Origin of the sequence: Panacibacter ginsenosidivorans, from assembly GCF_007971225.1 — a bacterium.
GTDB lineage: Bacteria > Bacteroidota > Bacteroidia > Chitinophagales > Chitinophagaceae > Panacibacter > Panacibacter ginsenosidivorans.
Map to the genome: position 1 here is coordinate 639,016 of NZ_CP042435.1, position 13,597 is coordinate 652,612.

Annotated in this window: 13 protein-coding genes; 4 read left to right on the forward strand and 9 right to left on the reverse strand. The window is 37.0% G+C overall.

Features of this window, described 5'->3' with window-relative positions; translation table 11 throughout:
- Window positions 1–63: 63 nt before the first annotated feature.
- Both FRZ67_RS02545 and FRZ67_RS02550 read left to right on the forward strand, forming a co-directional pair.
- Window positions 64–1,023, forward strand: a complete 960-nt coding sequence (locus FRZ67_RS02545) for a sugar phosphate isomerase/epimerase family protein (protein WP_147188039.1) — start codon at window positions 64–66, stop codon at window positions 1,021–1,023.
- 157 nt (window positions 1,024–1,180) lie between these two features.
- Window positions 1,181–2,014, forward strand: a complete 834-nt coding sequence (locus tag FRZ67_RS02550; protein WP_147188040.1) for a ThuA domain-containing protein — start codon at window positions 1,181–1,183, stop codon at window positions 2,012–2,014.
- Between the two features lie 3 nt (window positions 2,015–2,017).
- Here the strand turns inward: FRZ67_RS02550 and FRZ67_RS02555 are convergent, their stop codons facing one another.
- From FRZ67_RS02555 to FRZ67_RS02580, 6 genes are all read right to left on the reverse strand, one after another.
- A complete protein-coding gene (locus tag FRZ67_RS02555) occupies window positions 2,018–3,364 on the reverse strand; it encodes a DUF58 domain-containing protein (protein ID WP_147188041.1) in 1,347 nt (448 codons plus the stop codon).
- 194 nt (window positions 3,365–3,558) lie between these two features.
- Window positions 3,559–4,521: an AAA family ATPase gene (locus FRZ67_RS02560; RefSeq protein ID WP_147188042.1), complete on the reverse strand. Its 963-nt coding sequence runs from the start codon at window positions 4,519–4,521 to the stop codon at window positions 3,559–3,561.
- On the reverse strand, window positions 4,521–5,717 hold the full coding sequence (locus FRZ67_RS02565; protein WP_147188043.1) for a DUF4350 domain-containing protein: 1,197 nt from the start codon (window positions 5,715–5,717) through the stop codon (window positions 4,521–4,523). The genes FRZ67_RS02560 and FRZ67_RS02565 overlap by 1 nt, the downstream gene beginning before the upstream one ends.
- 5 nt (window positions 5,718–5,722) lie before the next feature.
- Complete coding sequence (locus FRZ67_RS02570) at window positions 5,723–6,526, reverse strand: DUF4129 domain-containing protein (protein WP_147188044.1); 804 nt, start codon at window positions 6,524–6,526, stop codon at window positions 5,723–5,725.
- Window positions 6,501–7,379 carry a hypothetical protein gene (locus FRZ67_RS02575; RefSeq protein ID WP_147188045.1) on the reverse strand — a complete coding sequence of 293 codons (879 nt, stop codon included), beginning with the start codon at window positions 7,377–7,379 and terminating at the stop codon, window positions 6,501–6,503. The genes FRZ67_RS02570 and FRZ67_RS02575 overlap by 26 nt, the downstream gene beginning before the upstream one ends.
- Complete coding sequence (locus FRZ67_RS02580; protein ID WP_225975483.1) at window positions 7,346–8,395, reverse strand: stage II sporulation protein M; 1,050 nt, start codon at window positions 8,393–8,395, stop codon at window positions 7,346–7,348. Before FRZ67_RS02580 ends, FRZ67_RS02575 begins: the two co-directional genes overlap by 34 nt.
- 62 nt (window positions 8,396–8,457) lie before the next feature.
- On the opposite strand from FRZ67_RS02580, the gene FRZ67_RS02585 reads away from it, so the two are divergent.
- Window positions 8,458–9,168, forward strand: coding sequence for an RDD family protein (locus FRZ67_RS02585; protein ID WP_147188046.1), 711 nt, complete (start codon window positions 8,458–8,460; stop codon window positions 9,166–9,168).
- A gap of 594 nt (window positions 9,169–9,762) precedes the next feature.
- A complete protein-coding gene (locus FRZ67_RS02590; protein WP_147188047.1) occupies window positions 9,763–10,974 on the forward strand; it encodes a phospholipase D-like domain-containing protein in 1,212 nt (403 codons plus the stop codon).
- 68 nt (window positions 10,975–11,042) lie between these two features.
- On the opposite strand, the gene FRZ67_RS02595 is transcribed toward FRZ67_RS02590, so the two are convergent.
- From FRZ67_RS02595 to FRZ67_RS02605, 3 genes are all read right to left on the reverse strand, one after another.
- Window positions 11,043–11,363, reverse strand: coding sequence for a YtxH domain-containing protein (locus FRZ67_RS02595; RefSeq protein WP_225975484.1), 321 nt, complete (start codon window positions 11,361–11,363; stop codon window positions 11,043–11,045).
- An 18-nt stretch (window positions 11,364–11,381) separates the two neighbouring features.
- The gene (locus FRZ67_RS02600; RefSeq protein ID WP_147188048.1) at window positions 11,382–12,215 is read right to left on the reverse strand and encodes a universal stress protein; all 834 of its coding nucleotides are present in this window, start codon (window positions 12,213–12,215) and stop codon (window positions 11,382–11,384) included.
- Between the two features lie 341 nt (window positions 12,216–12,556).
- On the reverse strand, window positions 12,557–13,567 hold the full coding sequence (locus FRZ67_RS02605; protein ID WP_147188049.1) for a metal-dependent hydrolase: 1,011 nt from the start codon (window positions 13,565–13,567) through the stop codon (window positions 12,557–12,559).
- Window positions 13,568–13,597: the final 30 nt, after the last annotated feature.

Below are 13,597 nucleotides of genomic sequence, written 5' to 3' on the forward strand. Positions count from 1 at the left end.
AATATTACTGTCTCAACTGTCTGAATGTAACTTTACTTATTCTTCATAAGTAAATACATTGCCATGTTGAACAGACGAGACTTCATTAGCAAAACTGCTACCTTATCAGCCGTCGGTTTATTATTTTCCGCTGAACTTTTTGCAAAGTCACCGTTACTTGAAAAGATTGGAATCCAGTTTTTTTCTTTACCGAAACTCCTGGAAAAAGACTTTCCGGGCACATTGGCAATGCTTTCTAAAATGGGTTATAAAGAAGTTGAGTTGTATGGCCCATACTCTTTTAGTACTGCATCTGCGCGGCAACGATGGGATGCAGTTACGCCATCATTGGGATTCAAAGGCAGTGGTTATTTTGGACACAGTGGCGCAGAAGTAAAAAACATGCTGCAAAGCAATGGTCTTACTGTGCCTTCCATGCATACTGACCTCGATACATTACAAACCGGCATGGATAAGCTTGCAGAAGCAGCACAATTACTCGGCGCCGAATATGTAATTCTTCCTTCCATTCCTGAGGAAAAAAGAAAAACATTAGACGACTATAAAAATATGGCAGATGCATTTAATAAAATTGGGGAAGCTGCAAAGAAGGGTGGAGTAAAATTTGCTTACCACAATCATGGCTATGGTTTAAAAGAAATGAATGGACAAATTCCATTAAAATTAATATTAGATGGCACTGATCCTTCACTTGTATTTTTTGAAATGGATCTCTACTGGACGACAGCAGGTGGCGCGGATCCCATCGCATTGCTTGAAGATTACAAAACACGATACCACCTGATGCATGTAAAAGATATGAGCAAAAAAGTGCAGTTCTCCGGCGATGGCGGCGATTCCAAACAATGGATCGAATTATTTCCATACATGACTACAGCCGGCAATGGAGTACTTGATTTAAAAACCATACTTACAAAAGCAAAGGCAACAGGTGTAAAACATTTTATAGTTGAGCAAGACATGGTTGCGGAACCAGAAATCGCACTTAAAAAAAGTTACGATTACCTGGCATCATTGAAATAAAAATATTTATTGAAATAAATTTTATTAGCCCGGCTTCATAACTTTTATGATGCTTCTGTTGCGTCGCACTCTTGTACAAAAACAATCAATGCAGTAAAAAGTAACTATTACTATTTATTATATTTTACCAATAATAAAAATCAAATACAACTCACGCATGAATCTCATCAAACTGGTTATTGCAATAATCATGTTTTCTTTTATTACTCCGATGAGTAATGGACAGAATAAAAAACCGCTCTTTAAAGTCATTGCTTTTTATACTGCCAAACAAGACCAGGCGCATATCAGCTATGTGCATGAGTCTAACAGGTTCTTTCCAAAGATTGCAGCACAATATAATTTTCAGTATGATTCTACAAACGACTGGAGTAATCTCAATGAAACATTTTTAAAACAATACCAGGTTGTATTGTTTTTAGACTCAAGGCCAGAAGTTCCTGAACAAAGAGCAGCCTTTAAAAACTATGTGGAACATGGTGGCGGATGGATGGGTTTTCATTTTGCCGGGTTTGCATTAACGCCTTCTGAGTATAACCAAGATTGGGATTGGTATCATAATGAATTTATTGGTGCAGGCCAGTATAAAGGAAATACATGGCGTCCTACGTCAGCTATTTTGCGTGTGGAGGATTCAACTCATCCTTCAACAATACACTTACCACACTTATTCAAATCCTCTCCCAATGAATGGTACAGTTGGGAGAAAGACATCACTAAAAATCCAGACATCGATATTTTGTTGGCAATAGATTCTTCCAGTTTTCCTTTGGGTACCGGGCCAAAGCCTTACGAGATCTGGCACAGCGGCTACTATCCCGTTGCCTGGACAAACAAAAAATATAAAATGATCTACGATAACATGGGGCACAATGATATTGATTACGAAAACAAAACGAATAAAGAATTATCGTTCCAGTTTGATAATGATATACAGAATAAATTTATTGTTGATGCACTATTTTGGCTGGCAGGCGTAAAGCAGAAATAATTTTTATAACATTCCCCTTGCTTTTATTTCAAGGTACTTATTTAAAGCATTAACAGTAAGGTTTTTTGGGGCAGTAAGTATGGTTAGAATACCGCTTTGGTTTAATTCTTTTACGATCTGTCTTTTTTCAAAAGCAAAATTCTCCGCAATTGTTTTGCTATATATCTCTTCCAAATTTTCAGAAGGTTTATCAATAAATTTTGCCAGTTCCGTATTTTCAAAAAAAACAGTTATCAGCAAATGGTTCTCTGCAATCTTTTTTAAATAAGGCAATTGCCTGCGCATACCTGTGAGCGATTCAAAATTCGTAAAGAGCAATATCAAACTGCGCTGAGTAATTCTTCTTCGCGTAAAAATATACAGCTTTTCATAGTCGCTTTCGAGGTAGCGTGTTTTTTGGTTATACAAAGTTTCTAATATGCTTTGCATCTGCAATGCTTTTTTTTCTGCAGGCAAAAAAGAACTGATATTTTCTGCAAAAGTCAAAAGCCCGGCTTTATCCTGTTTCATTAAAGCAACATTGCTTATCACGAGTGCTGTATTGATTGCATAATCAAGCAAACTCAATCCATCAAAAGGCATTTTCATTACACGGCTTTTATCAATCACACAATACAACTGCTGGCTCTTTTCATCTGCGTAATTATTCACCATAAGCGAAGCCTTACGTGCAGTGGCTTTCCAGTTAATGGTACGGTAATCATCACCGGCCACATATTCTTTTATTTGCTCAAACTCCATACTGTGGCCCATCCTGCGCACTTTCTTTACACCAATCTCACTAAGCCTGTTACTGATAGCCATCAATTGGTATTTGCGTAACTGCAGGTAAGATGGATATACCGGAACATTTTGCGGTTCGCCAACAATATATCTTCTGCTGAATAATGCCAGCATTGCTTTTACATAAATATTGATAACGCCAAACTCGTAGCTACCCCGCTTTACGGGTCGTAACTGGTAACGTAATATTTTTTTCTCGCCGCCATTTATTTGTACATGAAACAGCACATCGCGTTTTTGAAATTGATGTGGCACTTCATCAATGATCTCCAGCGATATATTGTATGCGTAATAATTTTCGATGTCAATTCTTATCTCATTTACATCCCCGTTACTTAATCTTTCGGCCATAGTACGCACCGCAAAGATGCCTTTCTGCCTGCTATATAACATCGCATAATCATACACTGCAGCAAGTACCAATATTATAAATGCAACAAAAGGAATGTCACCCAACCATATAAAAAAGAAACGCAACACAAACAATGCTATGCAAACAATGATGCTCACATACAATCTTAGTGTTATAAACAGGGAACCAATATATTTTTTTATGAATGACCTCATGTAATGAATCGTGAATGATAATTCTGTTATGTTGTAAACTATTTATGTGCCCAACTGATGATATGCTATTGATCGCCTGTTGCGTCGCACTCTTCATCGTTCTGCTCAATACTCAATAGAAAGTACAAGTGAGTGACACAACCAAAGCTTCATATTTATTCTATTGCCTGTTACAAAAAATTCTTTAACTGCTTTTATCTTGGCACTTCTATCTTCTTGGTAATATCTCTTATAACATCTGCCGCGGTACCGCCTTCCATCTCTCTTTCAGGCGTAAGAATAATGCGGTGACAAAGCACAGGATGCAACACTTTTATCACATCATCCGGCGTTACAAAATCGCGACCGTTAATGGCAGCAATAGCTTTTGCAGAGCGTAACACCGCAACAGATGCACGTGGACTACCCCCAAGGAAAATTGATTTATTGTTGCGCGTTTCATACACCAGTTCTGCAATATATTTCATCACCTTTGCTTCAATGTGAATATTGCTTACTGCTTCGCGGTATTGAATGATGTCATCGCCACTCAATACATGTTGCACCGCTTCTGTAAAATGAGTGGTAAGACCTTTATGTGCATGCTCTAATATTTTCACTTCATCTTCAGGTGAAGGATAACCCACTTCGATCTTAAATAGAAAACGATCCAGCTGCGCTTCGGGTAAACGATAAGTGCCTTCATGCTCCACGGGATTCTGTGTTGCCAACACTATAAAAGGCTGCGGCAATTTGTAGGTGATGCCGTCATATGTTATTTGTCTTTCTTCCATCACTTCAAACAAAGCCGCCTGTGTTTTTGCAGGTGAGCGGTTGATCTCATCAATCAAAACAACATTGCTAAAAATCGGTCCATGTTTAAAACTAAAAGTTGCTGTCTGTGGATTAAAAATTGAAGTACCAATCACATCACTCGGCATAAGATCCGGCGTGAATTGTATGCGGCTGAAAGGCACGTCAATACAGCGTGCCAGCAGTTTTGCCGTTAATGTTTTTGCCACGCCGGGAACTCCTTCTATCAATACATGTCCATCAGCGAGCAAAGCTGCAATCAGCAGATCAATCATTTGCTCCTGCCCTACTATCACTTTACCGATCTCATTTTTTATTTTGCCCACAGCTTCATTCAACTGCGCAACACTTGTTGTTATTTCCATCAGATGATTTTTTTGGATAGTTGATAAAATTCATCGATGCTGCTGGTAAGTTGTGCAAGCAGGTCATCGGTTACTTTTGGTTGTGCTTCTGCACGTTTTATGTTCTCTAAAATTATTTTTATAAGATCTTTTGAAACACCACTCTTTCGTTGCAACTGCAACACAAAAGCTTCATCTGCATGTTGTGGTGAAAGATAATAACGCGTTCTTATATGATCGTACCAGAATTGTATTTTTTTGGCTGCAATACTATTATTGTCATGCTGACTGAAATAAACAGAAGAAACAGTATCAACAAAATCAAGCGTAGTGTTACGTACTGGTTCAATGACGGGAATAATACGCTGCCGGCGTTTCATCTGGAAGAAAATATAGATTAATAAGCCTGATATAGTAAGCCATAATGCCCAGCGTAAAAAAGTATCGCTTAAGAAAAAGCGCAAAGGTGTTGAAGCTCCTTCCCTGCCGAGTTTATAATATTCATCCCAATGAATGGTCTCTACACCTGAAGGTATATAAGACAATGCTTTTGCTGTATAATCTTTATTATTATTGTACAGCATAAAATAATTGCTGAAACATAAAGGTGCAGCATGCACGAGGAAGAAACCATCACCATATTGCACCTTTACAAAGTCAGGCAGGCTATCTTTTCTGATGCCTAATACAACAGATGAATCCTTCTTTTTTATCTCGCTGAAATAGCCGTCAATAGTAGAACGTTTGAAACCATAATAATTTTTTGCCTGTAATGAAGGGTTTACAAAGTTGATAGTAGTTGAATCTGTTTGAAGAAGTTCTGCCATTTGCTGCAATTTTAGTCCAAGTGTATCCAGTAATTTTTTTTCTGCATCAAAAGCGGAGAACATTATTGTATTGCCATTGCGCACATATTCCAGCATTTCGTCTATATCTGTTTTGCCCGGTGAAAATTCTGCAGTAACAATTATATAAGCGCTATTGGTTTCATACTTATTATGAAGTACGTTATAAATAGGAACACGGTGAGATTGAACAGCTGCATTGGGAAATAATTGTTTTAACTGGGATGATAAAACAAAAGCGCCGAAGGGATTTTTATCCTTTGCTGTTAAAGTGGGTGTCCAATCGAATTCTTTTGGTTTGTTTAACTGCACAATTATATAAAGCACCAGCAATATACCAAAGATCAATATGAGCAATTTATTTCCTTTCACCGGGTTTAAAGCTGGGTTTTAAATTGTAGCAATTCTTCTTTCATTGTTTCGAAATCTTCTCTTGTTACTGAATGGCTACCATACCATGCATATTCAAAAATACTTGTAACGCTTTTGAATGAACGCTGTAAAGACGTGTCTGCTATCTCCAGCCAGTAATCTGTATTCGTTTTGTTGGGATGCCAGTCTATTAGTTCTTTATCAGTAAGCAGTTTAAGATTTTGCAGGTAGCTTAGTCTTATTGCCAAACGGTAATTACCTTGTTGCAATGCTTCATTAATGGCTGTATCAAAAGGAATGGCATGTATATCTTCAGACTCTACTTTATAAGCAGTTAACGATTGTTGCTCTGTTGCAAATAGAGACAACCTGTTCATGCGGGCTACTTTGTAAACAAAGAATGCAAGGCCTCCGATACCCAGCAACCAGAAAATAAATTTCATGGTGGCACGGCCTGCCTCTGTGCTCATTATTTCATCATACTTTTTCCATACACAGGCCCAGAAACGATCCCACAAAGAAGGTGTTTCGACCACTTCATTCTCATATTGAAAATCCGCATCGCTTTTATATTCCTGAAAAGATGTATCATTAAAAGTTCTTACTTCAACAGCAGCAGAATCATACACAAGCTTTTGTTGTGCAAAAACTGTTTGGTTGCATAAGAAGAATAATATAAGGAATAAATAGCGATGCATGTATTTGCTGAAAAATGATCTGAACGTACAAGTGAGTGACACAACACGTGATGCCAAATGCAACACAGCCTGTAACATAACTGTATTAATACTGTTCTTCAATATTTTCATTTGGATTAATGTTATTGCCAAGACCTTCAAGTCTTTTTGCCAAACCGGTTCCTTCTTTTATCTCAACAAGATTATAATAATGCAACCCTACTGAAACAAAAAAGATGATGTAAAAAATATATTGTACAATACTTACGACAGACATGAGTACGCCTACTGAAGTACTTAATTCTTTGGTAGTAAAATAAGACACAGCGCTTACTGCAAGACCAAGAATAAGACCTGTAATTCCAGAGCTTACAGAAAAAATAATGTATGCCACCAGGTATATGCCGAGCGTTAACCAGAAATTTTCTTTTATAAGATCGAAGCTGCGGCCAAATGCATCTGCGAAAGAAACATCTTCTGATACGATGATAAAAACAAAAGGAGCAAACACCACTATAAAATAGATACCGGGCAGTATGCAAAACACCAGACCCACAATAACCAAAAAATAAGTTGGAATACTATAGAGAAAAACTTTTGGGAAATATTTTAAGAATCCTGATGATACCTGCTGAACAGTTGGGGAGGTTTCATGCTCATCATAGTATTTCATATACACAGCAACTACAGTACGCATAGCTGTAACAGTAACCAGCATTACACCGAGATAAAGAAAATACATTCCTGTAAATGTTGACGAAATCTCATTGTTACGAAATCCTCCATTTTCTATCTCATCAAGAAAACCAAAAGCACTCTTTTGATACAGGCCAGAAAAGATAGCTGTAACAAGTATAAACACACCAGCCACCAAAAGAAAAGAAACCAATAAAGGTTTAAACTCTTCTCTTATAAATTGAAAAGTATCGCTAAAATTTTCGCCGAAGTCTCTTATTTTTCTGAGCTGAACTTTTTGCTGAGCCATGCATTGAAATTTTTATTTTCTGTTTCAGAAATTTCTTTATTCTTTACTGCTTCCATTCTTTTATGCAGTTTTACCGGGTAAATAATAAAATACCATATCAGGAACGCTAGTGAACCTGATAGTATAGAAAGGCTTACAACTAACGGCATTTCTGTATAGCGTGTTACAAAACTTTCGAAAAATGCTGCTGTAAGAAACAGCGGAATCAAACCAATTACGATCTTTAATCCATCTTTACCTGCTTTTAGAAAAGATGCAGTTCTTGTATATGTACCCGGGAAAAGAATACTGCTGCCCAATATAATACCCGATACGCCTGCAATAATTATACTCCATAGTTCTAATGTGCCATGTATAAATACTACGGTTATAAATTTTAATCCCATGCCTTTGGAGATAAAATAATACTGAAAAGCGCCCATCATCATTCCATTACTAAAAAGCAACCACACAGAACCAATGGAGAAAGTTATGCCTAGTACGTACCCAAAAAAAGAAACAGAGATATTGTTGTATGCTATCATCAAAAACATACTGAAACTATCGCCCTGTTTATATACACCAAAAGGATCTCCTTTTTCAATGTTCAGGTTGGTCATGTTAACATAATCATCCCCAAGAATTAATCTTATAAAATTATCATCATATTTTGCAGAGACTGCCCCCATTAAAGAGAACAATACAAAAAATAAAAACGCAAATAAAAATTGTTTGTGGTACTGCTTAAAAAGGAAAGGCAGTTCATATTGCCAGAACCAGAATATGCGGCCCTTCTTTTCTTTTTTGTTGCGATATATTTTCTGGTGAAAGACAGCGGCAAGGCCATTCAAATATTTCTCTGTATTGCTTTTTGGATAGAAAGTACGGGCATAGGCAAGATCGTCTGTCAGCTCAACAAACCGGTTGGCAGCGGTATCGGTAGGAATTTCATCATTCACCTCCTTTTCATACAGCTTCCATTTTTCTGCATTTTGTTTTAAAAACTGGGCTTCACGCATAGCAGGGTTATAAAACATAAAAATAACGGGTTAATCAATACGATGATGGAAAATAAAATTTATTTATACATCTTTGAAGTATGGCAGTTATTTCCATTACCACAACCCAAAACATAGAGATAGGTTACGATCTGGCAAGTGTTGGCGAAAGAATTGTTGCATGTATAATAGACCTGGTAATTTTCGTTGCTTGGTTCATTATCACCAGCCTTATTTTTTCTTATGCTGATTTTAGCTGGCTGAATGTCTTCATCAATTTACCTATTGCATTTTACAGTTTGCTTAGCGAAACTTTTCTTAACGGTCAGTCTGTTGGTAAAAAAGTAATGGGCATAAAAGTGATCAGTCTTAATGGAAGCCAGGCCTCTTTCAGCCAATATCTTATACGCTGGCTTTTTCGTTTGGTGGATATATGGATAGGCTCTGGCGTAATTGCAGTTATTATGGTTGCTGCAACAGAAAAACACCAGCGTATTGGCGATCTTATTGCCGGCACCACGTTGGTAAAAACAAAGGCCCGGAGCAATATTGAACAAACTTTGTATGTGCCCGTTGCCGAAACAAGTTACAATGTTACTTATCCCGAAGTAATCAACCTCCGCGACAGTGATATGCAACTTATAAAAGAAGTAATTCTTAATGTGCGTAAAAGTGGCAATCCTATGCTGGCATGGCAAACAGTAGAAAAATTAGAATCGGTTCTGCATATAAAAAACCAGTACGGTGACCCAATGAATTTTCTTTATGTGTTACTAAGCGATTATAATCATTTGGCTGCACAGGAGAGATAATTTTTGTTTTAGGGCTAAAGTATTTTATGGCATCGCCTGTTGTGTCACTCACTTGTACTTTTGTTTTGTATGGCAACAAAACTTGCCCTTTTCTGAAATTACTCATCATTAGCTATTGAATATTTTTATATAAAATCTTAGAAGTATCAGGTATAATGTTTACATATTGATGCCGGTATTTTATGCCAACCGGTAAGTAAGGGTTTTAGATTGATGCATAAGCGCCCCTGTCTCAAACAGGCTACCGCAATTGAAAGCATGTGCCTTTGTTATTTATCAAAAGAGCTGACCATAAATAGACATGTCAACTTGTGGACTGTGTTGAATACCTGGCAGCTATCAGTTATTAATTTTTTCTGAAATAAGGACAGCGACAGATTTAAAGTGCATTAATTATTAGGCCCGCTATTGTTTTTCCCTTCTGAAATAGCTAGATTTAATTTTACTGGTAAAGTATAAATCAAAAGAAAGATTTTGTTGTAATATCCCCACTAAAAAGCGCTGCACTGTAAAGTGTGGCGCTTTTGTTATCGGGAACCGGGTAAACAAGTTTTGTTTTGTATTTTTATCTAATGTTCGCCTTATGCATTTGATATGAGCCCACGAAACAACGCCGATACATCAATAAAGTCTGCAAATCCAAAGAAATCCGGAGGGTATTCATCCTGTAATAAGATAAAATTAGTTCACAGCGGACAAGAATATTTCAACCAGTTATTGTATCTGATAGATTCAGCAAAAGAAAGCATTCATCTGCAGGTATATATTTTTGAAAGTGATGAAACAGGCCATACAATTTCAACTGCTCTAAAATCTGCAGCAAAAAGAAATGTGCAGGTCTTCCTGCTAACAGATGGCTTTGCCTCACAACACCTGCCCCGAAAATTCATTCAAGATCTAAAAGAGGCTGGTGTTCACTTCCGTTTTTTTGAACCCCTTTTCAGGAGTAAATATTTTTATTTTGGCAGAAGAATGCATCATAAAATATTTGTGGCAGATGCAAAATATGCGCTCGCAGGCGGAATAAATATTGCCGACCGGTATAACAAAATTCACGGGAATAACACATGGTTTGACCTTGCGCTTTATATAGAAGGTGATATTGCACAAGAACTATGTGTGCTTTGCTGGAAAACATGGAAGAGTTTTCCTGTGAAAATGGGTCTTACACCATGTGAAGAAAAGAGATTATCATTCTTATTTAAAGAAGAAGAAACCTGCAATGTGCGTATGCGACGCAATGATTGGGTAAGAAGAAAAAATGAAATCTCTGTATCCTACATCGAGCTTTTCCGAAAAGCTAATGAGCATATTACTATTATGTGCAGTTATTTTTTACCCGGAAAAGCAATCAGAAGATTACTGGTAAATGCGGCGAAACGTGGCGTAAAAATAAAAGTGATTATAGCCGGCCCGTCAGATGTTATACTGGCAAAATATGCAGAGCGCTGGCTATACGATTGGCTTTTACGAAATAATATTGAATTATATGAATACCAGCCAACCATATTGCATGCAAAAATTGCAACCGGTGATAATGAATGGCTAACGATTGGTTCTTACAATATTAACAACATTAGTGCCTACGCAAGTATAGAATTGAATATCGATGTTCGGAATAATTTATTTGTAACTAAAGCGGAGAATATGCTTACAAACATCATTACAAATGATTGTATAAATATTACTTCAGAAAAACACAGTAAGAATAAAAATTTCATCAAGCAGTTTGCGCGCTGGTGTTCTTACCAGATCATTCGCATCGTTTTCTATTCTGTTACTTTTTACTATAAAAGAAGTCACTAAATACCACAAAAAACGTTGCCTTATATATAAAGCAACGCATTTAAAGGGGTTTAAGGCAATTAAACTTCTTATGCAAATTCATCAATCTTATCTTTTAAGAACTGTTCGGCTTCATCTTTAATATCTTCAAATTTTTCTTTTCCTTTACGAAATGTATCCTTTGCATTTTTAGCAAGCTTTTTCCCCTGCTCATTTATTTTTTTTCTTGTTTCTTTTCCTTTATAAGGCGCAAACAATATCCCCGCTGCTAACCCTGCTGCAGCCCCTATAACAGCTGCTGCAACTATTTTGGTCGTGCTATTCATAATTATTATTTTTTTGGTTTGATTAATTAACAGAATATTTTTTTCACTATTACACATGTTTTTATTTTTTGGCTCCCTTTTCAAAAAAGGGCTGCTTATTTTTTACGCATGATATTCAGGATGTAATGCCATTACCGGAACGTAACTACTATGCAATACCATTTGTCTTGTGTGACTTTTATGCATCAGTTTATCAATAAGAGAATGGCTTTTCGGAATTATTACCAGCAAATCGATCTTGTTTTTTTCGGCAAAATTTAAAATACCCTCATCTATATTTTTATCGGCCAGGAAATGATATACAGGTTTTGAAGAAGACAGCTTTTCTCTCAAAATGCGGGACTGCCGAACAATTGCGGAATCAAAACCGTCTTGTTTTCCAATATTTAAAATATGCAGTGTTGCATCAAAATCTGTAACCATTGACCGGATCTCATCTACAGGTATTGTTTCACTAACATTTTCAAAATCACAGGCAAGGCCGATTGTTTTTATAGCAGAGAATTTTGCCTCTGGCGGTACAGCAATTAAAGACCATGGCAAATGCTTCATTGCATATACAGCATGTGTACCAAAGAACAATCTTTCCGCTGCTGTTTTACCCTGGCTACCCATTATTACTGCAAATGGATGTATCTTGTTGCAAATAGTATTCAATTCCGTAAAGAATGTACCCATAACAATTTCGGATTTGATATGCACTTTATTATTAGTGAGGGCAAACAGGGAATTTTTAAGTTCATTCATGGCCTTGCGCGCATTCGCGGTCAATTCTGCATCAGTCATTGAAATAGGCAACTCCATATAAACTACCGGAAGCTCATATATATGTAACAGGTGCAACTCCGCATCAACTGCCAAAGCCATTTGAGCAGCATATTTTGCAGCATTTGCAGCAGTTGCAGAAAAATCAGTGGCCACTATTATTTTTTTCATGATTGCATTTGTTTTAGTATTGTTGAATAAGTGCAATTAATTGGTCTTTCAAAATTAGCAGCACAACTATCAGAGGCAAATGATAACTGTCACTGCTGTTTCTGATTCTTGTCACGAAGTTGAAAATTATGAAATAGGTATATCAGGAACCAGGCTGCAGCATGGCTATTAAGCTTTTGTTGCGTCGCACACTTGTACAGTAAAAGCTTTGCGCAGCAATTACGAAATTATTTGTTGTTCATGCTGCTTTATGTTATAAAGCACAAGTGTGCGACGCAACGGAAGATCATTAACGTTCAGCAGGCGGGTACAAAAAAATTTACAATACCATGCTATCAATACTAATTTCCACGAATTCTTTGCAGTAAAGAAATTAAGGTCTTATCATTCCAACCCTGAAACCTGCCACGCTGCACCACCAACCTGTTATCTTCAGGATGTTGCAGGTAATAATAGAATACAAATTTTGCATGCGGGTTCTGCCATCCGATTATCTGACCAAAACGAAGATCATTAAACACAAGGGTATCCTTCCATTGCTCTACTGTATAGAATTGTTGTGAGAAACGGATAAGTTTTTGCAGGTCTTCATGATCCTCTATTGATTTTAAGAGTGTATCATTTCGCAGAAAATATTGGAAGTTTATTGCTTTCCTGCTATCGAACAAAGAACGAAAACCAACATAGTATCCTTTATCATCTCCGGCTACTACATACCACAACCAATTTTGCAGAGGTGCGGGTGTTGTAAAATATCTTGTGTAAGTTATGTTTTGTGTTTTGAAAATTTCTTTTACATCTGAGTTGATCTGTACTTTATTAAAAATACAATACAGCAAGTAAACCGCACTAAAACCAATGCCTGCCTGCCACCATCTTTTTCTGAGTGGGTTATTTCTTTTTAACCAGATCAAAGCAATACATGCCACGCCTGACCATACAGAGAAAAATGGATCTGCCACATAAATTGCATTAAATGAGATACGTTCTTTACTAAAAGGTTCAAACCAACCCACACCATAGTTATTGAATGCATCAATAAATATGTGTATGAATATAACAGCACCAAAAAAGAGCAACCATTTTCGGAGGCTTATATTATGTGGCCTGTGTAAGCGCTCTGCAAGTAGTGCCAACAGTGGTGTAATGAGTGCACAAAACAAAAATGAATGCGTAAAGCCACGATGTGCCAATAAGCCCGAAGATGTATCCATCCAGAGAGATGCGGTAAAATCAATATCAGGAATGCTTTGTGCCAACGCGCCCCAAAGCATAGCTTTTTTGCCAAGTTTTTTGCCGGCAAACGCTTCGCCCATACAGGCGCCTAATGCTATATGAGTAATTGAATCCATATGCCGATCAGCTATACAATAAAGTTACTG

Bases quoted from the DNA above. Each gene is read 5' to 3' on its own strand.
- FRZ67_RS02545 (WP_147188039.1), top strand. From the start codon at position 64: ATGTTGAACAGACGAGACTTCATTAGCAAAACTGCTACCTTATCAGCC.
- FRZ67_RS02550 (WP_147188040.1), top strand. From the start codon at position 1,181: ATGAATCTCATCAAACTGGTTATTGCAATAATCATGTTTTCTTTTATT.
- FRZ67_RS02555 (WP_147188041.1), bottom strand. From the start codon at position 3,364: ATGAGGTCATTCATAAAAAAATATATTGGTTCCCTGTTTATAACACTA.
- FRZ67_RS02560 (WP_147188042.1), bottom strand. From the start codon at position 4,521: ATGGAAATAACAACAAGTGTTGCGCAGTTGAATGAAGCTGTGGGCAAA.
- FRZ67_RS02570 (WP_147188044.1), bottom strand. From the start codon at position 6,526: ATGAAAATATTGAAGAACAGTATTAATACAGTTATGTTACAGGCTGTG.
- FRZ67_RS02575 (WP_147188045.1), bottom strand. From the start codon at position 7,379: ATGGCTCAGCAAAAAGTTCAGCTCAGAAAAATAAGAGACTTCGGCGAA.
- FRZ67_RS02580 (WP_225975483.1), bottom strand. From the start codon at position 8,395: ATGTTTTATAACCCTGCTATGCGTGAAGCCCAGTTTTTAAAACAAAAT.
- FRZ67_RS02585 (WP_147188046.1), top strand. From the start codon at position 8,458: ATGGCAGTTATTTCCATTACCACAACCCAAAACATAGAGATAGGTTAC.
- FRZ67_RS02590 (WP_147188047.1), top strand. From the start codon at position 9,763: ATGAGCCCACGAAACAACGCCGATACATCAATAAAGTCTGCAAATCCA.
- FRZ67_RS02600 (WP_147188048.1), bottom strand. From the start codon at position 12,215: ATGAAAAAAATAATAGTGGCCACTGATTTTTCTGCAACTGCTGCAAAT.
- FRZ67_RS02605 (WP_147188049.1), bottom strand. From the start codon at position 13,567: ATGGATTCAATTACTCATATAGCATTAGGCGCCTGTATGGGCGAAGCG.